22 protein-coding genes are annotated in these 21,112 nt (G+C 70.8%); 12 read left to right on the forward strand and 10 right to left on the reverse strand.

Annotation, left to right across the window (positions count from 1 at the left end):
• Positions 1 to 352 precede the first annotated feature (352 nt).
• Positions 353 to 946 (forward strand): C40 family peptidase, encoded by a 594-nt coding sequence (locus tag ABGB14_RS34075; protein ID WP_347647958.1) that lies wholly within the window; start codon positions 353 to 355, stop codon positions 944 to 946.
• Positions 947 to 1,167: 221 nt separating this feature from the next.
• Here the strand turns inward: ABGB14_RS34075 and ABGB14_RS34080 are convergent, their stop codons facing one another.
• Entirely contained in the window at positions 1,168 to 1,431 is a 264-nt protein-coding gene (locus ABGB14_RS34080; RefSeq protein WP_347647959.1) for a hypothetical protein, read from the reverse strand.
• A gap of 456 nt (positions 1,432 to 1,887) precedes the next feature.
• Here ABGB14_RS34080 and ABGB14_RS34085 point away from each other — a divergent pair, with 456 nt between their 5' ends.
• Positions 1,888 to 2,328: a hypothetical protein gene (locus tag ABGB14_RS34085; RefSeq protein WP_347647960.1), complete on the forward strand. Its 441-nt coding sequence runs from the start codon at positions 1,888 to 1,890 to the stop codon at positions 2,326 to 2,328.
• Between the two features lie 83 nt (positions 2,329 to 2,411).
• On the opposite strand, the gene ABGB14_RS34090 is transcribed toward ABGB14_RS34085, so the two are convergent.
• On the reverse strand, positions 2,412 to 2,858 hold the full coding sequence (locus tag ABGB14_RS34090) for a helix-turn-helix domain-containing protein (RefSeq protein WP_347647961.1): 447 nt from the start codon (positions 2,856 to 2,858) through the stop codon (positions 2,412 to 2,414).
• Positions 2,855 to 3,469 (reverse strand): type 1 glutamine amidotransferase family protein, encoded by a 615-nt coding sequence (locus ABGB14_RS34095; RefSeq protein WP_347647962.1) that lies wholly within the window; start codon positions 3,467 to 3,469, stop codon positions 2,855 to 2,857. Before ABGB14_RS34095 ends, ABGB14_RS34090 begins: the two co-directional genes overlap by 4 nt.
• 61 nt (positions 3,470 to 3,530) lie before the next feature.
• Here ABGB14_RS34095 and ABGB14_RS34100 point away from each other — a divergent pair, with 61 nt between their 5' ends.
• Complete coding sequence (locus ABGB14_RS34100; RefSeq protein ID WP_347647963.1) at positions 3,531 to 4,877, forward strand: NERD domain-containing protein kinase family protein; 1,347 nt, start codon at positions 3,531 to 3,533, stop codon at positions 4,875 to 4,877.
• On the forward strand, positions 4,874 to 5,386 hold the full coding sequence (locus ABGB14_RS34105; RefSeq protein WP_347647964.1) for a GNAT family protein: 513 nt from the start codon (positions 4,874 to 4,876) through the stop codon (positions 5,384 to 5,386). The genes ABGB14_RS34100 and ABGB14_RS34105 overlap by 4 nt, the downstream gene beginning before the upstream one ends.
• A 117-nt stretch (positions 5,387 to 5,503) precedes the next feature.
• Here ABGB14_RS34105 and ABGB14_RS34110 read toward each other — a convergent pair whose 3' ends face one another.
• Positions 5,504 to 8,203, reverse strand: coding sequence for a BTAD domain-containing putative transcriptional regulator (locus tag ABGB14_RS34110; protein WP_347647965.1), 2,700 nt, complete (start codon positions 8,201 to 8,203; stop codon positions 5,504 to 5,506).
• A gap of 111 nt (positions 8,204 to 8,314) precedes the next feature.
• Here ABGB14_RS34110 and ABGB14_RS34115 point away from each other — a divergent pair, with 111 nt between their 5' ends.
• Positions 8,315 to 9,223 carry a M23 family metallopeptidase gene (locus ABGB14_RS34115; protein WP_347647966.1) on the forward strand — a complete coding sequence of 303 codons (909 nt, stop codon included), beginning with the start codon at positions 8,315 to 8,317 and terminating at the stop codon, positions 9,221 to 9,223.
• Positions 9,224 to 9,266: 43 nt separating this feature from the next.
• Here ABGB14_RS34115 and ABGB14_RS34120 read toward each other — a convergent pair whose 3' ends face one another.
• Complete coding sequence (locus tag ABGB14_RS34120; RefSeq protein WP_347647967.1) at positions 9,267 to 10,070, reverse strand: FKBP-type peptidyl-prolyl cis-trans isomerase; 804 nt, start codon at positions 10,068 to 10,070, stop codon at positions 9,267 to 9,269.
• A 106-nt stretch (positions 10,071 to 10,176) separates the two neighbouring features.
• Between ABGB14_RS34120 and ABGB14_RS34125 the strand changes: the two genes are divergently transcribed.
• Together ABGB14_RS34125 and ABGB14_RS34130 are read left to right on the forward strand one after the other, a co-directional pair.
• The gene (locus ABGB14_RS34125; RefSeq protein WP_347647968.1) at positions 10,177 to 11,244 is read left to right on the forward strand and encodes a DUF2293 domain-containing protein; all 1,068 of its coding nucleotides are present in this window, start codon (positions 10,177 to 10,179) and stop codon (positions 11,242 to 11,244) included.
• Positions 11,241 to 11,615: an MmcQ/YjbR family DNA-binding protein gene (locus ABGB14_RS34130; RefSeq protein ID WP_347647969.1), complete on the forward strand. Its 375-nt coding sequence runs from the start codon at positions 11,241 to 11,243 to the stop codon at positions 11,613 to 11,615. The genes ABGB14_RS34125 and ABGB14_RS34130 overlap by 4 nt, the downstream gene beginning before the upstream one ends.
• On the opposite strand, the gene kynU is transcribed toward ABGB14_RS34130, so the two are convergent.
• Genes kynU through ABGB14_RS34145 form a run of 3 tightly spaced genes read right to left on the reverse strand, consistent with a single transcriptional unit; the run spans position 11,608 to position 15,018 of the window.
• Positions 11,608 to 12,822: a kynureninase gene (gene kynU / locus ABGB14_RS34135; RefSeq protein ID WP_347647970.1), complete on the reverse strand. Its 1,215-nt coding sequence runs from the start codon at positions 12,820 to 12,822 to the stop codon at positions 11,608 to 11,610. The two genes, ABGB14_RS34130 and kynU, sit on opposite strands and share 8 nt — an antisense overlap.
• Positions 12,819 to 13,616, reverse strand: coding sequence for a fumarylacetoacetate hydrolase family protein (locus ABGB14_RS34140; protein WP_347647971.1), 798 nt, complete (start codon positions 13,614 to 13,616; stop codon positions 12,819 to 12,821). The genes kynU and ABGB14_RS34140 overlap by 4 nt, the downstream gene beginning before the upstream one ends.
• The gene (locus ABGB14_RS34145; RefSeq protein ID WP_347647972.1) at positions 13,609 to 15,018 is read right to left on the reverse strand and encodes an aldehyde dehydrogenase family protein; all 1,410 of its coding nucleotides are present in this window, start codon (positions 15,016 to 15,018) and stop codon (positions 13,609 to 13,611) included. The genes ABGB14_RS34140 and ABGB14_RS34145 overlap by 8 nt, the downstream gene beginning before the upstream one ends.
• A 179-nt stretch (positions 15,019 to 15,197) precedes the next feature.
• Between ABGB14_RS34145 and ABGB14_RS34150 the strand changes: the two genes are divergently transcribed.
• The 3 genes from ABGB14_RS34150 (at position 15,198) to ABGB14_RS34160 (ending at position 16,933) form a co-directional block, all read left to right on the forward strand.
• On the forward strand, positions 15,198 to 15,662 hold the full coding sequence (locus tag ABGB14_RS34150) for a VanZ family protein (protein ID WP_347647973.1): 465 nt from the start codon (positions 15,198 to 15,200) through the stop codon (positions 15,660 to 15,662).
• 152 nt (positions 15,663 to 15,814) lie between these two features.
• Entirely contained in the window at positions 15,815 to 16,567 is a 753-nt protein-coding gene (locus ABGB14_RS34155; RefSeq protein WP_347647974.1) for a GntR family transcriptional regulator, read from the forward strand.
• Between the two features lie 123 nt (positions 16,568 to 16,690).
• Positions 16,691 to 16,933 carry a hypothetical protein gene (locus ABGB14_RS34160; RefSeq protein ID WP_347647975.1) on the forward strand — a complete coding sequence of 81 codons (243 nt, stop codon included), beginning with the start codon at positions 16,691 to 16,693 and terminating at the stop codon, positions 16,931 to 16,933.
• Between the two features lie 178 nt (positions 16,934 to 17,111).
• Here the strand turns inward: ABGB14_RS34160 and ABGB14_RS34165 are convergent, their stop codons facing one another.
• On the reverse strand, positions 17,112 to 18,161 hold the full coding sequence (locus tag ABGB14_RS34165) for a hypothetical protein (RefSeq protein ID WP_347647976.1): 1,050 nt from the start codon (positions 18,159 to 18,161) through the stop codon (positions 17,112 to 17,114).
• Positions 18,162 to 18,311: 150 nt separating this feature from the next.
• Between ABGB14_RS34165 and ABGB14_RS34170 the strand changes: the two genes are divergently transcribed.
• Positions 18,312 to 18,833, forward strand: coding sequence for a gamma carbonic anhydrase family protein (locus tag ABGB14_RS34170; protein WP_347647977.1), 522 nt, complete (start codon positions 18,312 to 18,314; stop codon positions 18,831 to 18,833).
• Here ABGB14_RS34170 and ABGB14_RS34175 read toward each other — a convergent pair.
• Complete coding sequence (locus tag ABGB14_RS34175) at positions 18,805 to 19,686, reverse strand: hypothetical protein (RefSeq protein WP_347647978.1); 882 nt, start codon at positions 19,684 to 19,686, stop codon at positions 18,805 to 18,807. The two genes, ABGB14_RS34170 and ABGB14_RS34175, sit on opposite strands and share 29 nt — an antisense overlap.
• A gap of 75 nt (positions 19,687 to 19,761) precedes the next feature.
• Between ABGB14_RS34175 and ABGB14_RS34180 the strand changes: the two genes are divergently transcribed.
• Entirely contained in the window at positions 19,762 to 21,096 is a 1,335-nt protein-coding gene (locus ABGB14_RS34180) for a hypothetical protein (protein ID WP_347647979.1), read from the forward strand.
• Positions 21,097 to 21,112: the final 16 nt, after the last annotated feature.

A 21,112-nucleotide genomic window follows, 5' to 3' on the forward strand; every position in this document is an offset into this window, starting at 1 on the left:
TACTTCTCCTTGGTCGAAATCGGCGCGGAATGCGCGTCTTCGGATTCGCTCGCACAGGGTCGCGAGATTTTCGTGGATAACAATCTCGCGCCCACCGGTACGCCGCAACCGGGCTTAGCTAAGTCGAAGTCAAATGCGCGCCCCATTTCCTTGGCCGCCCTTCACGGCCGGTTCGGACAGAGACCGACTTGTCCCGATTTATACGGAGTAAGACGCGCGCGATTTTTCATCTTATCGCCATACGCGCGCCCCGCATGTCCCAAAGGTGTTTCATCCCCACAGGAGTGGCGGAATGCTCCCGACGGAACATCCTGCTGTGCCACCGACGAGTCACGGGAGCGCTGAATATGCCATGAAAAGAACACAGCCGCCGCTGGCGACCGCACTGGCCCTGACCATTCTGGGCGCCATGAATTCCACGCCCGCGCTGGCCGCCCAAAGATGCGGCGCGCACTCGCCGGGCCATTGCAGGATGGCGGCAGAAAAGGCCCTCGACGCGACGCGTTCACCGGCCGGCGCCATCGCCGTTCGGGCGGCGATCGAAATGATCGGCATCCCGTACTCGTGGGGCGGCGGCGGTGTGAACGGGCCGGGCTACGGAGTCGGGAGAGGGGCCAGGATCAGGGGATTCGACTGCTCGGGCCTCACCGAGTACGCGTGGGCGCGGGCCGGCGTGCTGATCGGCACGACGACGCACGAGCAGTGGCGGTCGGGCGTGCGGATCGCCAGGGAAGACGTGCAACCCGGCGACCTGGTCTTCTACGACAGCGACAGGAGCAACTCCGGGCCCGAGCACGTGGCCGTGGCGGTGGACGCGACGCGGATGGTGCACGCTCCGTACACCGGCGCTCTCGTACGGATCGATCCGCTCGACCGGCGCACCTTCCTCGGGATCGTGCGGCCGAGTGGGAGCACGGCCGACGTCGCCGGCGGCGAACGCGCGTAGGCGCTGGCGCGCGGCCCCGGTCGTCCTGCAGTGATCGACCAGGGTCGCGCGGCGCTGAAAGCCCGGCGGCCACCAAGCCCGTGCCGTGGACTCGCGAATATCCACGACCCGTTCTCCGGTTCACCTCAAGGCACGAGGAAGACGACCTTGGCCAGGGCGGGCTCCCCTTATGCGGAACGGGAGTCGCCGATCGGCTTCCTGCCTGCGCACGTGAGGAGCCGTCAGTTGTCGTCGCCGACGTTCTTCTGGTTGCTCAGAACGCTGGCGTCGATGTCGTTGAGGTTGAGTGCGGACAGGATGTTGTTGTACTTGACCGAGTCGTTGAGCACGTCGTTCAGCGCGGTCAGGTCGTCGACGGCGCTCAGCTGGCTGAGAATGTTCTGCCCCTCATTGTGCGGGTTGGGGACGTCGGCGGAAGCTCCGGCGGCGGAGAAGCCGAGCGCGGCGGCCGCGATTGCTGCCCCTGCCAGAATGCGACGGATCATGTTTTGTTTCCTCCATGGACAGGCGCGGAAATTCCGGCGCCATAGTCGTTTTCGCAGGGCTGTGAGGTGCCGCCCATAACAATCGTGGCAGGCAGCGGAAACCGCAACTCGGAATGCCCTCCCGGAGGTCAAGGGGAAACCTCGGTTTCTTGGCGTCGGATTTTCCCGCTCTTCGCCGACGCGCCACATATATGCGCCGCCGGCAGACCGGGAATGGATATTCGTTTTGGTTGCCCGCGTGGCCGATGGCCCTCCCGTTCACTTCCTTTTAGGTAACGATCACCCGAAACTTGGGAATCGCGGTACGCCGCTCGGCGTACCGCGATCGCCCTCTCCTGACGGACGTGCGGCGCGCGCGGAGGCGGCGACGATGGTCATCGAGTTACCGAATCCCCGAGGCAGGTGAGATCGATGCGGCCACCTATCCGCAAGACGGTCCTGGTCATCCACATCATCGTGTCGGTCGCGCTGCTCGGTGAGGTGTGGGGCCTGGTGGTGCTGAACACCGCGGCGACGCTGACAAACGATCCGGGGCTCGCGCACGCCGCCTACCTGTTGATGCCGAACCTGGTGTTCGCGGGCGGCATACCGCTCAGCCTCACCGCCTTGGTCACCGGCATCACGCTGGGCCTGACCAGCCATTGGGGGCTGTTTCGTTATTACTGGGTGGCGGTCAAGCTCGGGCTGCTGGTGGCCGTGATCTGCGTGGGCATGTTCCTCTTCGATCCGGAGGGAATGGCGGCCGCCACCGAAGGGGGCACGGCGGCCGTCGTCTCGGACCAGTGGAGCCAGACGGCCGCGCTGGGCGCGCAGATCGTCATGCTCATCGCGTCGACGGCGTTGTCGGTGTTCAAACCGCGCTGGAAGCTGCGGGTGACGCCGGCTCCGGCGGCGTGACGGGGGCGACAGCCCTCCGCCCGAACGACCCGTCGCGGCCGCTCTTCGGGCCGGTGAGCCGACCCGCGGGGCCGCACGCCGCGTCAGGGGTGTTCGTTGAGGTGGTGGAGGGCGGAGGAGAGCCGGCGCACGGCCGCCAGGCATTCGTGGGCGGTTTCCACGCCCAGTTCGGCCACGAGGCGGTCGGCGAACTCCTGGTGCGCGGGGGTGATCCTGGCGATGGACTCGCGGCCCGCCGCCGTCGGCTGGAGCAGCTTCGCCCGGCGATGCGCGGGGTTGGGCCGGTATTCGGCCAGCCCCCGCTCCACCAGCAGGTCGGCGACGCGCTGCACGCCCTGCCTGCTCATCCCCATGACCCGGGCGATCCCGGCGACGGGCAGCGGCTCGCGCAGCACGGCTCCCAGCACCTGCCACCACGCCGCCGTCATCCCCGCCGGCCGGGCGAGCCCTTCGGCCACCTGGAGGAACTGGCCGTTGAGCCGGAACGCCTCCAGCGCCAGGCCCGAAAGCAGGTCGGACGACTCGGTCATGCCGCCATCAGCACCTCGAAGGCCGAAGCGTCACTCCTGGCGAACAACCGGAACCACGCGTCGAGCACCTCGGGCCGGTAGATGTCGAGCCGCCGGAAGATCTCCCTGGCGAACGCCACCGGCTCCGTCGGGCCGGCTGTGACGAGGTCGCCGTCGAGCACCGCGTCACGGTCGAGGTAGTGGTCGGCGCCCGCGTAGCCCTGCTGGGCCTGCAAATAGTGCACGGCGGCGCTGGTGTGGTCGCGGTCGTCCAGCAGCCCTTCGCGGGCGAGCCCGGCCGTGGCGCCGCAGATGGCGGCGACCGGCACGCCCGCGTCGAGGAACTCCCTGGCCTTGCGCGCGAACGGCGCCAGCACGTCGCCGGAGTCCCACAGATCCGCGCCGGGCAGGATGAGCAGCGCGCTGTCCTCGGGGACCAGCCGGTCGAGCGCGAGGTCGGGCGTGACGCGCAGCCCGCCCATGCTGACCACGGGGTCGGCGGACGGGCCCACCGTGACGATCTCGTAACCGCCTGGCTCGCGGTGGAACCGCCCGCTGCGCAGGTGGGCGGTGGCGTGCCCGGTCTCCCAGTCGGCGAAGGTGTCGTACACGGCGTGGTGGATCAGCTTCATGACAACATACTGTCATTAGGGCAACATGCTGTCAATAAGTTCCCATGGGAGTATGGTCCGCATGGCAGAGATCGTCGGCGGGGGACGTCCAGTCAACGACGCCGAACGGCGGGTGATCACCTACCTGCGAGATCACGCGCCCGCCGACTGGTTGCTGCTGCACAACGTCGAGCTTCCGCGCGGCCACGACGTCTTCGAGGTCGACCTGATCGTGCTGACCGGCCACTCGCTCGTGGTCGTCGACGTCAAGGGCACCCGGGGACGCATCGAGGTGTCCGGCACCCGCTGGTTCCCGCCGCGCAGGGAGGCGTTCGGCTCCCCCGTGGCCAAGCTGCGCGGCACCGCGAAGGCGCTGAAAGGGCTGCTGGTGGCGCAGGCCACGCAGCTTGAGCGGGTCTACGTCGACTCCCTGGTCGTGCTCACCTCTCCCGACGCCGAGCTGGTCGATCCCGCGGGGCGCGACGCGGTCAACGTCACCGACCTGCCGGGACTGCTGGCCACGTTGAGCGACGTCTCACGGGTCAGGCGCGGATGCAGCCCCGACGTGAGGCCGTACATGACGGCGATCCTCGACGCGCTCAACCAGACCGTGCGCCGCAGCACCGCACCGCCCAGGTTCGGCAACTGGGAGGTCGAGGAGCAACTCGGCGGCGACGCCAAGGTCACCGAATATCGGGCGTTCAACGTGACACTGCCCGGCAGCGAGACCGTGCTGCTCCGGGTCTACCAGGCCGATCCGCTGGCCGACCACGAGGCGCGGGCGGCCGAGCGGCAGCGCATCGCCAACGCCTACCAGACCCTGGCCCGCATCCCGCCCCACCCGTGCGTGGTCCGCCCGCGCGACTTCTTCGCCATCGACGACGAGAGCCGGTTCGTCCTGGTGCTCGACGACGTGCACGGCGAGGCCCTGCACCTGGCGCTGGGCCGGGGCGCCCGGCTGAGTGTGATCAAGGATCTGCTGAGCGGGCTGGCGCACGCGCACGCCAACGGCGTCGTCCACCGGGCGCTGACGCCCGCGTCCGTGCTGGTCACCGACGACGGGCACGCGGTGCTGACCGGGTTCGACTACGCCAAGCCCGGGCCGCGCGACTACACCGTGGCCCACGAGCTGGGCAACGTGCTCGACGCCCACTACGCGGCGCCGGAGTGCCAGGAGCGCCCCGACCGGATGACGACCGCCTCCGACGTCTACGCCGCGGGAGCCATCGCCTACCAGCTCCTCACCGGCCAGCTCCCGACGAGCGCCGACGCCCACGGGCCCGACGTGCCCGAGGTGGTGCGCAGGATGCTCGACCACTCCCCCGCCAAGCGGCCGTCCGCCGCCGAGGCGCTCGGCGCCCTGACGGCGTCTCCGCTCCAGGAGTCGCGGCTCAGACGTCTCGTACGTCGCCTGGTGTCCCGTTCATGACCACCGGCCTGCGTCCCGTCGAAGAGCATGACCTGCCTTTCCTGCGTCGCCTCATGAGCGACCCCGACAACACGGGCGAATTCCAGTGGTACGGCTTCCAGAACCCCCACCACCTGCGCCGGCGCTGGGAGGAACACGGGATGCTCGGCGACGACGGCGGCATCCTGATCATCGCGGACGGCGACGACCGGGCCGGGTTCGTGTCGTGGAACAAGAAGGTGGCCGACCGTGCGAGCTTCTACTGGTCGATGGGGCTGATCGTGGCGCCGGAGTTCCGGGGCAGGGGGTACGGCACGCAGGCGCAGCGGCTGATCACCCGCTACCTGTTCGACCACTCGACGGTCAACCGGATCGAGGCGACCACCGAGATCACCAACGTTGCGGAGCAGCGGGCGCTGGAGAAGGCGGGGTTCACGCGCGAGGGCGTCCTGCGGGGCGTCGGCTTCCGCGCGGGGCGGTGGCATGACGGCGTGCTCTACAGCATGCTCCGCGCCGACCTCGAGTCCTGACCCGCGCGGGCGCGCAGGCTCGCAACAGGCGGCTGCGGCGGGAGCGATCCGGCTCGTGCAGGCTGCCGGCAGGAGCGACTCGGCTCAGGTGGGGAGGTCGCGGCTGAGCGACCCGGCTCAGGCGGGCAGGTCGCGGCGGAGCGCCCTGGCGTGCCGGAGGTAGTCGAGCGCCAGCCCGGTACGCCCGGCCGAACGGTGCAGCTCCCCGAGCAGCTCGGTGGTCGAGGCCTCCCCGCTGCGGTCGCCGAGCTCCTGGAAGATCTCCAGCGAGCGTTCGAGCCCGGTGGAGGCCCGCGCCAGGTCCCCGCGTTCGGCCTGGAGCCCGGCCAGGCTCTGCAGCGCGTACGCCCCGCAGTGCCGGTCCCCCAGCGACTCGAAGATCTCCAGCGCGTGCCGGTGGAACGACATCGCGTGGTGCAGGTGCCCCATCTGGACGCACACGCAGCCTTCCCGGTGGGCGTCCCCGAGTTCCTGGGCCAGCCGCATGGCCTGAACCAGGGATTGCGACGCCTGCGCCAGGTCCCCGGACTTGAGGCAGACCCGGCCGATGGCCTGGCGGGCGTACGCTTCGCCCTGTTTGTCGCCGGTGGCCAGGAAGATGGCCAGGGCGTGCCGGAAGTGTCCGAGGGAGCGGGCGTACCTGCCGCGGAACTGGCTCACCGCGCCGAGGCCACAGATGGAGGTGGCTTCCGCCCGACTGTCGCCTAAGTCATGAAATATGTGGAGAGATCGGGTGAAGCCCTCCGCGGATTCCTCGTACCGGTCCTGGTAGAGGCTGACCTGGGCCAGCCCTCTCAGCATGGCGGCCTCACCGTACGTGTCGCCGGCGGCGCGGGCGGCGGCCAGCGCCGAGGCGTGGGTACGCCGCCAGGTGCCGAGGTCGCAGCGCAGGTCGAGGCAGGGCACCATGGCCGCGGCCAGCCCCCACGCCGACTCGGCCAGCCCCAGCCCGGCCGCCACGTCCACCGCGCCCGCCAGCGCCTCGTGCTCGGCCTCGAACCAGGTGACCGGGTCGGCGGTCAGCCGTTCGAGCGTGCGCTCGGGCAGCCGCCAGCGCGGCGCCCTGGCAGCGGTGAGGCTGAACACGGTGGTCGGCAGCCGCGCCATGGCGTGCTCGGTGGTCGCCGTCCACGCGGCCAGCACCCTGGCCACGGCGTCGAGCCCGTCCCGTTCTCCCGCCCCGCCGGACAGCGCGGGGCCGCGTTCGAGCGCGTGCCGGCCGATGAGGTCGGGCACCCGGTAGCGCGGCTGGCCGACCGGATCGGTGCCGACCAGGTCGAGCAGGTTGACGTCCACCAGCAGGTCGGTGACGTCGTGCGCGCCGTGCCTGCCCAGCGCGGCGTCGATCACCCACCCCGGCTGGGCGGACGCGCCGAGCCTGCCGAGCGTGCCGAGGATGCGGGCGGCCTCGTCGGGCAGGCGCGCGTATCCGTGGTCCAGGGTGGCCCGCACGTCTCCCAGCTCGCCGAGGCAGTCGTCCTCCAGTCGCTGCCTGAGCACCGCCAGCGACCATCCGGGCCGGCCGGCCAGCCGCGCGCCGGCGTTCCTGACCGCCAGTGGCAGCCGCCCGCACGCGGCCACGATCGCCTGCGCGGCCTCCCGCTCGCGGGCCACGCGGTCCTCCCCCACGATGCTGCCGAGCAGGGACAGCGCCTCCCGCGGGCCGAGCCGGCCGAGCTGGATCCGTAACGCGCCCGGCAGCTCGGTGATCCGGCGCCTGCTGGTGACGATGACCGCGCTGCCGTTGCCGGGCAGCAGCGGCCGCACCTGGCCGGCGTCGCGGGCGTCGTCCAGCACCACCAGCATCGGCCGCTCGGCCAGCAGCGACCTGAACAGCGCCGAGCGCTCGCGCACCGTGGGCGGCGCCGCCTCCATTCCGAGCGCTCTGAGCGCCTCGGCCAGCAGGTCGCCGGGCTCCCTGCCGTCCAGTTCCAGGTAGAGCTGCCCGTCGGGGAAGGACGCGCACAGCGCGTGCGCGGCGTGCACGGCCAGCGCCGACTTGCCCGCGCCGGGCGGCCCCGAGATCACCGCGACGGAGAACGGCTCCGCGAGCTCGGCCAGGGCGCCGGCCCTGCCGGTGAAGTCGGGCAGATCAGGCGGAAGCTGCCGGGGGACGGCGGGCAGCGCGTCGTCCGCCAGGATCAGTTCGTACGCCCCGCGCAGCTCCGCACCCGGCTCGACGCCGAGCTCGTCCACGAGCCTGCCCCTGACCGTGGCGTAGGCGCGCAGGGCCTCAGCCTTCCTGCCGCCCCTGTGGAGGGTCAGCACCAGGCGCCCCCACAGGTCCTCCCGGTAGGGGTGCTCGGCCAGCAGCCCGCGCAGCCCGGAGATCGCGCCGTCGTGGTCGCCCTGCTCGACCCGCCGGTCGATCAGGGCTTCCGCGGCGTGCAGGCGTCCCTGATGGAGGAGTTCGAGACGGCGGTCCCAGACCGGGCTGCCCGGCAGGTCGCACAGCGGCGCGCCGCGCCAGAGCGCGAGAGCCTCCGCGTACTCGCCCCGGTCCACCAGGTCCTCGAAGAGCAGCAGGTCGAGCGCGCCGTCGGCCACGTCGATCGCGTAGCCGGAGCCGTCGGCGCGCAAGTGCCCCTGGCCCAGCTCCGACCTGAGAACGCTCACATACGTGCGCACGTTGGCCTGCGCGGAACGCGGCGGGCGATGCGGCCAGAGCACCTCGACGAGCTGGTCGGCGCCGACCATCTGGCCCGCGTCCAGTAGCAGCGTGGCCAGCAGCAGCCGGGGTTTCCTGCCGGAGATCCGTACGGGACGTCCGGCGGACCGGACTTCGAGCGGCCCGAGCACGTGGAAAGTGATCGACATCCGCATCAGCTCCTCTACAGAGGCCTGACAGCTTTTGTATTTGTTTTGGACGTTTTATGTGCGGCTTATGCAGACCCTTGTCTCAGAGATCCCACGGGAAAGGATCACCCCATGAAGCTCAGCGGAGCAATGGTCGCGGGCGTCGCACTCTTATTCAGCCTCGGCACGACGACGACCGCCGCGGCCGACCCGGCGCCGGAGTCGGAGCAGGCGCAGATCCTCGCGACCAACTTCCAGCTGCCGTTCCCCTGCGGCCAGTCCTGGACGGGCAACTCCAGCGCCAGCAGCGCGCACAGGTCGTACGAGATCGACTTCAACCGCGGCAGCACCGCGAACGCCGACCTCGGCGACACCGTGGTGGCCGCCGCGGCCGGCACCGTGGTGATCTCGGCACACCAGGGCTCGACAAACGGCTTCGGCAACCTGGTCAAGATCGACCACGGGTCGGGCTGGTCCACGTACTACGCCCACCTGAACGTGCGCTCGGTCAGCCAGGGACAGTCCGTCTCGCAGGGCCAGAAGATCGGCACGGTGGGCAACACCAGCAAGCCGGGCAACAACATCAGCCCTCACCTCCACTACGAGGTACGTCAGGGAAGCAGCTATCCGTCCAACATCCAGCGGGCCGTTTTCAACGGGACGACCTTCGGCTACCCCCAGCAGACGCTGACCTCCAGGAACTGCGGCGGCTCCAGCAACCCGTACAGCCCGCAGGAGGTCTGCGGCACGGGCTTCAACGTGATCGACTCGGCCGCGCTCGGGAGCAACGGCACCGTCTACCTGCTCTACAACAGCGGCAACCGCAGCAACTGCGTCGTCACGCTGAAGGCGAAGTCGCTCGGCACCGCCACCGCGACCAGCGCCTACCTGGAGGTGCAGGGCAGCGCGAGGAAGACCGACTCGGGCAACTTCTCCTACTACGCGGGACCGGTGACCGCGTCCGCGCCCAGCACCTGCGTCAAGTGGGGCGGCTCGGCCGGCGGCACCTCGTACGACAGCCCCTGGGAGCACTGCGACTAGAGCGGCGACCAGGACCGGGCCGGGTGGTGGCGCGCCGCCCGGCCTACGCCTGCGCGATCGTGTCGAGGACGTCGACGACGTAGAGCATGGGCGCGGGCCCCGGGGAGGGCACGGCCACCCGGCTGCCGACGCGCAGGCCGTCCAGGGCGGCCGTCCAGCCCGCGGGCACGGAGCCCTCCCTCAGCGTGAACGCGCTGGGCCCGCCCCTCCGGTAGGACGAGTCCACGACCGTGCGTGACGGCCAGGCGGCGGCCACGTACTGGACCACGATCTTCGAGCCGGGCACGACCTGCGGCCCCGAGCCGTCGATGAGGACGCGCGGCTGCGCGGCCGGCGTCAGGTCGGCGGGAACGACCGGCAGGGGACGCCCGACGAGCCGGGCGTCGGGCGGGTAGCCGCCCAGGATGTCGAAGACCAGCACCAGCGTGTCCGCCGGGGCCAGGCCGGTCAGCGGCACCTGAGGGCCGAGAGCGTCCGCCGCCGGGCTGATCAGCATGACCCTGCTGCCCGCCGGACGGCCGATGAGCGACTGCCGCCACGTCTCCGACACCTGCCTGCCGTCGAAGACCACCGTCGTGGGCTGGTGCCCGTCATGGGTGCTGAGGTAGGGCTGGTTGCCGGACCAGCGCCGGATGTCGACGTCGGCGAGCACCACGTCACCGGGGACCGTACGACGGCCGCTGCCCACGGACAGCACCGCGATGCGCGGCGTGTGGCCCGGGTTTCCCTTGGGGATGGCGACGACCGGTTTGCTGCCGAACGCGCCCGAGACGACGGGCTGCGTGCCCTCCTCAGCCGCGCCGCACGAGGCGGCCAGCATGAACAGGGCGGGCCAGATCAGACGCACGATTCTCCTCCAGGGCCAGGTCCGAAGGAGTTACTTGCCGCTATGGCGAAAAGGAATGCCGCTGCTCTCGCCATCTCACGACAAAGGGCGCGGGACACTGGGGTGCGTGAGTCGAACCGATGGGACGAGCAGGCCGAAGCTGGCGCGCAGGGTCGCCGACGCGGCCGAGATCGCGCTGACCGCCAGGAAATACGTGACGTTCATCGACGTGGTGACGGGCCTGCGCTGGTTGCACACCAGGCACGTCGACGTCTGGCGGCAGGGCAGGGCGGCCACGCTGGCCGAGCTGTCCGACGTCGGCGAGGACCGCCTGCTCAGCGCAGCCGCCCTGCTGCGGGAGTGGGCCCTGGCCAAGGGGTTGCGGCCGGTCGACACGCCCTACGTGGCCGGCACCCGCGACCGCCGCGAGCTGCGCTTCACGTCGGGGGGCGGGCAGGAGGCGTTCCGCGTGCACTGGCTCTCGCCCGATCTCAGCGAGGCCCGGGTGCGGCGGCTCACCGAGGCGCAGAGCAAGCCGCCCGACCTGGTGGCGGTGGCCCCGCTCGACGCCTGGACGTGCGCGGCCTGCGGCGACACCGGCCCCTACCTGATCATGGAGGACGACCGGCCGCACTGCCTGACCTGCGCGGACCTCGACCACCTGACATTCCTGCCGGCGGGCGACGCGGCGCTCAGCCGGCGGGCCAAGAAGGAGAGCGGCTTGTCCGCGGTGGTCGTCCGGTACAACCGGCGGCGCAAGGTCTACCAGCGCATGGGCCTGCTGGTGGAGGAGGCCGCGCTGGCCGCCGCCGAGGAGCGCTGCCTGGCCGACGAGGAGGTGCGGCTGCGCCGCAGGGAGCGCGACCGCGTACGCAGGGCGGAGCAGGACGTCGAGTTCCAGACCAGAATGGCGGCCGAGATCGCCCGGTTGTTCCCCGGCTGCCCCGGGCCGCGGGCGCGGGAGATCGCCGAGCACGCGGGCCAGCGCGGCAGCGGCCGGGTGGGCAGGTCGGCGGCGGCCAGGGCGCTCGACGAGAACGCCATCACGCTCGCCGTGATCGCCTCCGTCCGGCATCTCGACACCGACTACGACAGCCTGCTGATGTCGGGCGTGCCGCGGATGGAGGCCCGCGATCTGATCCGCGAGCGAATCGAACACAAGCTCGACGAGTTCCGGGGTAACGTGCGGGCATGAGCGACTGGCACGACGTACGCGAGGAGTTGCGCGCGTTCGCCCTCGGGCTGCCCGAGAGCCACGAAGCCCACCCGTGGGGCGAGACGGTGGTCAAGGTGAACAAGAAGGTGTTCCTCTTCCTCGGTCTGGAGGAGCAGACCGAGAAGTGGGACCCGACGTTCGGCGTGAAGCTGCTGTCGGAGGCGCACGGCCACGCGCTGACCGTCGAGGGGGCGCGGCCCAGCGGCTACGGGCTCGGCAAGGCGGGGTGGGTGACCGTGCCGTTCCTGTCGGAGCTGCCCGAGACCGAGGTGCTGCTCGACTGGGTGGAGGAGAGCTACCGCGCGATCGCCCCCAAACGCGCGGTCAAGCTGCTGGACGAGACTAGGTGACGGCCAGCCGCCTGGCATGCCTCTCGTCCCGCCACAGCTCCTTGTCCAGCACCTCCAGCAGGGTGGCGGCGGCGTCGTGGACGTCGGCGTAGCCGACGTAGAGCGGCGCGAAGCCGAACCTGAGGATGTCGGGCGCGCGGAAGTCGCCGTGCACGCCGCGGTCGATCAGCGCCCGCATCACCGGATAGCCGTCGGGGTGGCGGAAGCTCACCTGGCTGCCGCGCGCGGCGGCGTCCGCCGGCGAGGCGAGCTCCAGCGCGTCGCCGACGAGGTCGACGAAGAGCGAGGTCAGCGCCATGCTCTTGGCCCGCACCTGCGCCATCGGCACCTCCTCCCACATGTCGAGCGCGGCGTCGAGCGCGGCGAACGACAACACGTGCGGGGTGCCCACCGCGAACCGCCTGACGCCCTCGGCCGGCCGGTAGCCGGGCTCGAACGCGAACGGCTCGGCGTGGCCGTTCCAGCCGGACAACACGTTCTCGGCGGCGGCGTGGTGGCGCGGGTTGACGTAGAGGAAGGCGGGCGCGCCGGGCCCGGCGTTCAGATACTTGTACGTGCACCCGAGCGCGAAGTCGGCCGCCGAGACGTCCACCTCCATCGCGCCCACGCTGTGGCACACGTCCCAGACCATGAGCGCTCCCGCCGCCTGCACCTCGGCGGTGATCGCGGGCACGTCGTGGCGGGCGCCGGTGGCGTAGTCGACCTCCGCCATCAGCACCACGGCCGCGTCGTCGAAGCGCCCCTCCGCGACGTCGCGCACCTCGTAGCCGCCGAGCAGGCCGGCCAGCCCCTGCACCATGTAGTGGTCGGTGGGGAAGTTCCGTACGTCGGAGACGATCACCCGGCGGCCGGGGCGCAACCGCAGCGCCGCCGCCACCGCCTGGAAGACCGCGATGGAGGTGGTGTTGCCCACCACGACCTGCCCGGGGCCGGCGCCGATCAGCGGGGCGAGCCGGTCGCCGGCCGCCAGCGGCTGCCCGAACCACCCGGCGTGGTTCCAGCCGCCGACGAGTTGCCCGCCCCACTCGTCCTCGACCGCCCGGCGCACCCGCTCGACGGCACGCCGGGGCAGCGCGCCCAGCGAGTTGCCGACGAGGTAGACGACGCCCTCCGGCAGCACGAACTCGTCCTTGAAGCGCCGCAGCGGGTCGTCCGCGTCGAGGGCGAGGCACCGCTCGCGGGTGACGGCGAGGCCGCGCGCGCTCACGCCGGGAACACCGCGCGTACGGAGCCGAGCCCGTCGATGCGGGCCTCGAACTCGTCGCCCGCCTCGACGGGCACCACGGGGCCGAGCGCGCCGGTCAGCACGACGTCGCCGGCGCGCAGCGCGTGTTCGGTGCGGCCCAGCCGGGTGGCCAGCCAGACGGCGGCGTTGAGCGGGTGGCCCAGGCACTCGGCGCCGGAGCCGGTCGAGACCTCCTCGCCGCCCCGGGTCATCGTCATCGCGGCCGAGCGCAGGTCGAGCCCTGTCAGCGGCACGGGCGTGCCGCCCAGCACGTACGCCCCCGCGGAGGCGTTGTCGGCGACCGTGTCGGCCAGCGTGATGTCCCAGTCGGCGATGCGCGAGTCGGCGATCTCGATCGCGGGCAGCACGAAATCCACCGCCCTGATCACGTCGGCCACCGTGAACGGCCCGCCGCTCAGGTCACGGCCGAGCACCAGCGCGACCTCGGCCTCGGCACGCGGCTGCAGGAACCTGTCCACGGGGATGGGCTGCCCGTCGCCGTAGGACGTGTCCGCGAAGAGCGTGCCGAAGTCGGGCTGGTCGATGCCGAGGCGCTGCTGCAGCGCCCTGTTGGTGACGCCGACCTTCCTGCCGGTCGGCCGCCGCCCCTCGCCGATCGCCCGCCGGGTGTTGATCTCCTGTACGGCGTAGCCGTCCGCGGGTGTGCTGACCAGGTCCCTGACGGGCGGGCACGGCTTGCCCGTACGCGCGGCTTCCAGCAGGCGGTCGGCGGCCTGGGTTCGCGCGTCCACGGCCTGGGACCATTCGTCATGCATCGGGTTGCTCCAGTTTGATGGTGACAGTGGTGGGTTCAGAGTAGAAGTCCAGCGACTGTAGGCCGCCCTCCCTGCCGATGCCCGACAGCTTCATGCCGCCGAACGGGGTCCGCAGGTCGCGCAGATACCAGGTGTTGACCCAGACGAGCCCGGCCTCCAGGCGCTGCGCCACCCGGTGGGCCCGGTCGAGCCCGGTGGTCCAGAGCGTGGCCGCCAGGCCGTAGTCGCTGTTGTTGGCCAGGTCGATCGCCTCTGTCTCGCTGTCGAAGGGCGCGACGTGGCAGACCGGCCCGAAGATCTCTTCCCTATTGAACCTCGACCATTCCGATAAGCCTGTCACCACCGTTGGTTCCACGAAATATCCGGAATCGCGGTGGTCGTTGAAGGCGGGGACGCCGCCCCCGGTGAGCACCTTGGCCCCCTCCGAGCGGGCCAGGGCGTAGTAGGAGAGCACCTTCTCGCGGTGCTCCAGCGAGATCATCGGCTGCGGCTCGACCTCCTGGGCCCGGCTCGCCAGCCGGGCACAGAACTCCTCGAAGATCGAGCGCTGCACGTAGAGTCGCTCGGTGCACAGGCAGACCTGGCCGCCGTTGGTGAAGACCGACTGCACGGCGCCGTCGACCGCCCGGTCGAGATCGCAGTCGTCGAAGACGAGCCCGGCGTTCTTGCCCCCCAGCTCGAACGAGATCGGCTTGACCCGGTCGGCCACCATTCTCATGATCGTGCTGGCCGTCCTCGTCGAGCCGGTGAACGTCACGCCGTCGACGTCGGGGTGCTCGACCAGGAGCTGGCCCGAGGCGCCGTACCCGAAGATGATGTTGACCACCCCCGGGGGCAGCCCGGCTTCCGCGCAGATCTCGGCGAACACCGCGGCCGAGCCCGGCGTGCTCTCCGAGGGCTTGACCACCACCGTGTTGCCCGCGACGAGCGCCGGGGCCAGCTTCCAGGTCATCAGCAGGAACGGCAGGTTCCACGGGACGATCACCGCGACGACCCCGAGCGGCCTGCGCACGGTGTAGCTGAGCACGCCGGGCAGGTGGTAGGCGTCGTCGGGGCGCTGGGCGGCGATCTCGGCGAAGGCGCGGAAGTGCGCGATGCCGCGCGGGATGTCGAGCGTGCCGGTCTGGTCGAACGGCTTGCCCGTGTCGGCGATCTCGGCCGCCACCAGGTCGTCGAAGCGTGACTCGATGCCCTCGGCCAGGCGGCGCATCCACCCGGCGCGCTCGCCGACGGGCATCGCCGCCCAGTCGCGCGCCGCCTCCCTGGCCGCCCGGACCGCCCGGTCGACCACCTCGGGGTCGGCCTCGTGCGCCTGCCGCACCACGGCGCCCGTCACCGGATCATGGACGGGGAACGGATGGCCCGCGGCCACCGGCAGGCCACCGATGAAATGGGTCAGCACAACACTCTCCTCTATCTCCCTGTATAGATCGCGGTCTGGTGGCTGACCCTGTCCGGATGGACATCTTCCGGTAACCCTTGATCACTCGCCATCATGGTCGGATGGCGCGGACGTGGGAATTGTGGGGACCAGTCATTATTGCTGGTACGTTTGCGCTCCCCCTGGCCTTGCTAGCAATCTTGCTCCTGTCCCGGCACCGCACCCGCGCCGGGCGTCCCGCGGCCCTGCGCACCTCGATCGCCGACGTCGGCATCGTGGTCGGGACCACGCCGTGGATCTGGATGATCCTCACCCCGTCCACCGGCCGGACAGGTGTCGGTCTCGTTCCGTTCACCGACCTCGCCGACCTGGCCGCAGCGCCGTGGGAGGCGGTGTCGGTCCAGGTCGGGGGCAACCTCCTGGTGTTCGCGGCGCTCGGCGCGCTGCTGCCGGTGCGCAGCCGGGCGATGTCCTCGACCGTCCGCGTTGCGGCCGTCGCGGCGGCCTTTTCGGTCCTGGTCGAGGTGCTCCAGTACGCCCTGCGGCTGGGCCGTTTCTCCTCTGTGGACGACGTGATTCTCAACACGGCGGGCGCTGTGATCTTCGCTTTGGTTACTCGCCGCTGGTGGGCCGATCGGATACCGGGCGTGACCGTACCGCGGTAACGGTCCGCTAAAACAGCGCGGAATTCACCACACAGGCACGATCCGCTCAAAAGAAGCCCGCGACCAACCTTTGCATCTGTGCGATCGTGGACAAGACGGGGCAAGTTCTCTGGAGACGCCACTACCTGGTTGGTGACAGAGGGTGATCATACGTGTCTGAATCCCCGGTACCCCACGAGCCCCCTATCTATCGCCGCATCGCCGACGGCATCCGCGCCCGGATCCTGTCCGGCGAACTGCGCGACGGGGACCGCCTACCGGGCGAGAACGCGCTGATGGCCGAACACGCAATCGCACGGGCAACCGCCAGGCAAGCGCTTGCCGTACTGATCAATGAAGGGTTGGCAGTGCCCAAACGAGGTTCGGGGGTTTACGTGCGGCTGTTCAAACCGATCCGCAGGCACGGCTCACGCCGCCTGTCACGCGAGCAGTGGGGTCAGGGACGGGCCATCTGGGACGCCGACGCGCGCGGCCGTCCCTTCGAGGTCGACCGGGTGGAGGTGGTGCTGGAACGGGCGTCCGACGAGGTTGCGGGGGTTCTCGACAGCCGGGAGGTCTGGGTGCGCAGGCGGCGCTACTCCGTCGACGCCAGACCCGTGCAGCTGTCCACCTCCTTCTTCCCCGCCCACCTGGTGGAGGGCAGCGCGATCACCCTCCCCGACACCGGTCCCGGCGGGGCCTACGCCAGGCTGGGCGACCTCGGCGTGCCACCGGCCCACTTCACCGAGGAGGTGCGCGCCCGCATGCCGGCACCGCGCGAGAGCGCCCTGCTGGAGCTGCCCGGAGGCACGCCCGTGATCGTGATCGCGCGGACCGCGTACACGTCGGGAGGGCTGCCCGTCGAGGTCAACGAGATGGTGCTGGACTCCGCCGCGTATGTACTCCAGTACGACTTCGACGCCTAGGTCAAGGCGATCTGTCAAGCGGGAAGGTTGACCTGACCGTCGCGATCATTGAATTCTCTAGAGAGGTGGCGCATCTTCTAAGGAGATGGAACCTCGCCTGGGGGCCCGGGAAGGTGGACGGAGATGTCCTTTGATCGGCATCTTGCGGAAATAGCCCGGGAGTTCCCTCACTGGACCATCTGGCGGAGCGATGCGGGCCGCTGGTGGGCCACGAGACACCATCCGATCAGCGCGGCGCAGCGCGAGGCCGGATGCGCGATGACCATCGACGCGGACGACCCGGACGGCCTGCGCGACCAGCTCCGGGACCAGGAGAGAAGGGCCGGCGAGCGGCACTCGTGGCGGGCCGGCCCCGCACCTCCCTGACGCCGGCCGGCAGCGGCCGGCGGCACACGAGCAGCCCGGTGCCGGGTCCAGCGTCTCGGCGGCCCCGGCACCGGGCCACCACGCATGGAGGGGCCACGAGCGCGGAAGCCTCCGACCCTATCGGGGGCGGGGGCTTCCGCTCCGCACCGTCGTCCTCCCGTCCCGGCAGGGGAAGGACCTACTTGTTCGCCTCGGAGAGGCGGATGACGTTGACCTCGGTGTCGTCGGAGACCTTGACCTTCCGGGTCTTGTCCGAGTCGTCCTCGTCGACGATGACCCGCACGTCCTCCTGCGGCGCGGCAGGCGCGGGCGCGGGCGTCTCGCCCTGCGACGGCGCGGTGGCCTCGCCCTGCGGCGGCGCGGGTGTCTCAGCCTGCGGCGGCGCCGACGGCGCGGGCTGCATGGCGGCGTCGGGGATCAGCGGCCCGGCGCCCGACTCGCTGCGCATGAGGTCGCCGAGCACGGTGCTGACCTCGGTCAGCCGCCGCACGACCTCGGTGTGCGTGTTGGTCAGATATTCGACCCGGCGGCCCGCCTGCTCGTCCAGCGTGGCGGTGCGCTGCCTGGCCGACTCCAGCATCGACTCGGCCTCGTCGCGCGCGCTCGTCACCAGCTGCTCGGCCTTCGCGTTGGCCTTCTGCAGCTTCTGCTCCGACTGCGCCTGGGCCGCCGCGAGCACCCGCTCCGACTCGGCCTTGGCCTCCTTGAGCGCCTCTTCCGCCTCGGTGCGGGCCGCCGTGAGTTGTTCCTCCGCGTCGGCGCCCGCCTGGGCCAGCATCCGCTCCGCCGACTGCGTGGCCTCGTTCACCCGGCGCTCGGCCTCCGCCTGGGCTGAGGAGAGGATCTTGTCCGCCGTCTCGCGGGACGTCGTCACCAGGCGCTCGGCCTCCGTCTTGGCCGTGTCTCGCACGCTGGCGGCCTCGGCCTCGGCGTCTTCACGCTTCGCCGCGGCCTCCTCCTCGCCGAGCCGCAGGATCTGCGCAAGGCGAGGGCTGAGGTCCTCATAACTCTGCGGCGTCTCGACCATGCGCCGCCTGGCCTCCGCCAGCTCGATACGGCCCTGCTCGGCCTGATCGATCGCTCGCGCCAGCCGCTCTTCAAGATCACGTATCTGGTTGCGGACGCGGATCATGTAGTCGTGGACCTGACGGCGGTTGTAACCGCGCATCACGACTTCGAAGGTGTCCTCTTGCATCAGATCGGGGAGGCTCTCGTGCTGATTTGTCATGGGGGTTACCTAAGGGTGGTTTGCGTGAGGCGGGGGAAAACTGCGGGTTGTGAGGGTCTGACGACGAGACGTCAGGAAACGACTTTCCTGCCATCTGCCCACGTCCGCAACCGGAACGCCATACCCGGAGCAGGAATTACGATGTGACGGATGTACATAGCAGCGTTGGACAACGGGGCAGCTCCGGACATTCATCCCGAGGCGTACATCGCGCCTGGCGCCGTGGTGGTCGGCAGCGTGCGGGTGGGCCGGGCGTCCAGCATCTGGTACGGCTCCGTTCTCCGAGGGGACGACGAGCGGATCGAGATCGGCGAAAAGTGCAACGTACAGGATCTGTGCTGCCTGCACGCCGACCCGGGTGAGCCGGCGATCCTCGAAGACCGGGTCAGCCTGGGCCACAAGGCCATGGTCCACGGCGCCCACATCGAGTCGGGCGCGCTGATCGGCATCGGCGCGATCGTGCTGGGCGGCGCCCGCGTCGGGGCGGGCACCCTGGTGGCCGCGGGAGCGCTCGTCGGGCCCGGCAAGAAGATCCCGTCGGGCGTGCTGGTCGCCGGCGTGCCCGGGAACATCGTGCGCGAGCTCACCGACGGCGACCGCGACTCCTTCGCCCGCACGCCGGACAACTACGCGGCCAAGGCACTCAGGCACCGGCGGGCGTCATCGCTTTGATCAGCACCTCGTCCGTCACCGACGCGTTGTTGAGCGGGTCGGCGTAGTCGGGCAGCTCCGGCCGCAGGAAACGCACATAGTCGACGGTCAGCTTGAGGTCGGGCTGGCCCGCGATCTGCTTGGCGTTGCCCTTGTCGGCGTCCTTCTTCAGCGTGCTGTAGCTGTCCCAGTCGGTGTAGCCGGTGATGCCCCACTGCAGCACGTCGGGGAGGGTGGACGGCCAGCGCTGCCCCACCTTCCACGTGCCCTTCTCCTCCTTGTAGAGAGCGACGAAGACGCGGCCCACCCGGGCCAGCACGAGCTCCACCCAGCCGTCCTTGACAGCCAGCTCCTGCGGCTTGGAGCTGCCGTCCTTGGTGTACTTCACCTCGACCTGGCCGGGCTTCTCGATGGTCCCGGTGGTGATCGAGACCCAGTTGGGCTTGGCGTACGAGCCGGGCTGGCGGGCCATCAGGCCGCCGAGCGAGAACTTCCGCTTCGGCTGGTCGTCGTCCTTGCCCTCGACCTTGACCCGGGCGTGCATGACGATGTCGCCGGCCAGCTCCTGATAGACGAAGGGGCCGCGGAAGCCGTCGAACCAGGCCGAGGTCTTGGGCTCCATGTAGAGTGCGCCCTTGGCGGTCTTGTCGACGTCGAGCTTGGCGATCCGGTCGATGTCCTTCTCGGTCTCGCTCAGCTTGGTCCACATCGACAGGTCGGCGGCGTCGCCGAACTCCGTCGTGGCCTCGCCCACCTCGCCGCCCTTCGCCGGCGGCGTGGCGTTCTCCAGTGTGAGCACGCCGGGCCCGGTCGGCGACGGTGGCGCCGCCGTGCCCGTGCCGCAGCCGGAGAGCACGCTTACGACCACCAGCACGCCTGCTACCTTCGCCCTCATAGTGGAACATTCTGCCGTGAAAAGCCGATGGATGATCCGGGTACGGCAAGTACGATGACGGCCGTGCGACCTTGGGATGTGTTCACCTCCGCGGAGGCGGAGATCCGGGCCATGGTCGCAGACCCGCGCTGGCAGGCCCTTTCTCCACCCGACCGCGCCCACGTCCTGGCCACCAGGATCCTCGTGACCCCCGACGGCGACAGGTGGCTCTTCGGCGCCCACGCCCGCTGGCACCTGCACGACCCCGCCGACGGCCGCTGGCTCCTGGCGCCGCCGCCGCGGGGCACGCGGGCGCGCCAGGTGCACCATCCCGCGGCGGTGCTGCCCGACGAGGTGATCCCCAGGGGCTCCGACTTCCACGCCGAGCCGGGCTCGACCCAGGCGTTCATCGGCCCCGACGTGGCCGAGAGCCTCACGGAACGGGTGAGGGTGCTGCTGCGGGCGAGCGGGCTCAGGTCGGAGCTCGACTACCCGCTGACGGCCTTCGACGACATCTTCGCCTCCGACGTGCCGAGCACCGTCGCCGCCGTCTGGGGCACCATCATGTGGTGCGCGTACGCGCCGGCGTTCGACGGCAACGAGCGGCTGATCACGGTGTTCGGCGAATATCTGCGCCGTCCGCTGCCCGGTGACGAGTGGGTGCGCTGGCTGCCCGCGCCGCCGCTGCTCGACCTCGCCACGCTCGTGGCCGAGCGGCTGCGGGCGGGAAAGCCGAGGGCGGCGCTCAGGCTGGCGGCCGTGATGGCGGACACGGCCCAGATCCTGCTCTCCGACACCCGGTTCAGGCCCAGGGCGCTCGCCCTGCTCACGATGGTCGAGCCCATGCTACGCCATTCGGGGATCGACGACGCCCACGTGGACGAGGAGACCCTGCGCCAGGCATGGCTGCGGCGCTGCCCGGCGCGGCTGTGCCGGGCGACGTTCGCGGAGAGCGACCCGGCGGCGCACTTCTCGCACGCGGTCTACGACCTCGTGGACGCGCTGCGCTTCGCGCCCGAGCCGCCGGCGGCCGCGGCCGTGCTCCTCGCCGATCTGTCCGACTCCAGGGGCGTGCTGCCCGCGCTGCTGGACCACCGGCTCAGAAGGGCGTACGAGGCGCTGCGGCAGGCCGGGCTCACCGGCACCTCGGCCAGGGAGCGGACCGAGCCCGACGGCTTCCCCGTGCAGGGGCGGCCCGGCGGGGTGTCGACCGCGCCCGCGCCGGTGCTGGAGATCGCGCCACCCGACCGCGGGAGCACGGCGGCGGTGCTCGGGGCCGCGTACGCCGTGGGGCTGGCGTGGGGCGGGTTGACGGGGGCCAGGGTGCCGGAGCGAGGGCTGGCGGGGCAGGCGGCACTCGTGCGTAAGATCATTCACGAACGCGACGATCGCCACACAGGCCACACCTAAAGCACTAATACCGATA

The organism is Nonomuraea sp. B10E15, assembly GCF_039871615.1.
GTDB lineage: Bacteria > Actinomycetota > Actinomycetes > Streptosporangiales > Streptosporangiaceae > Nonomuraea.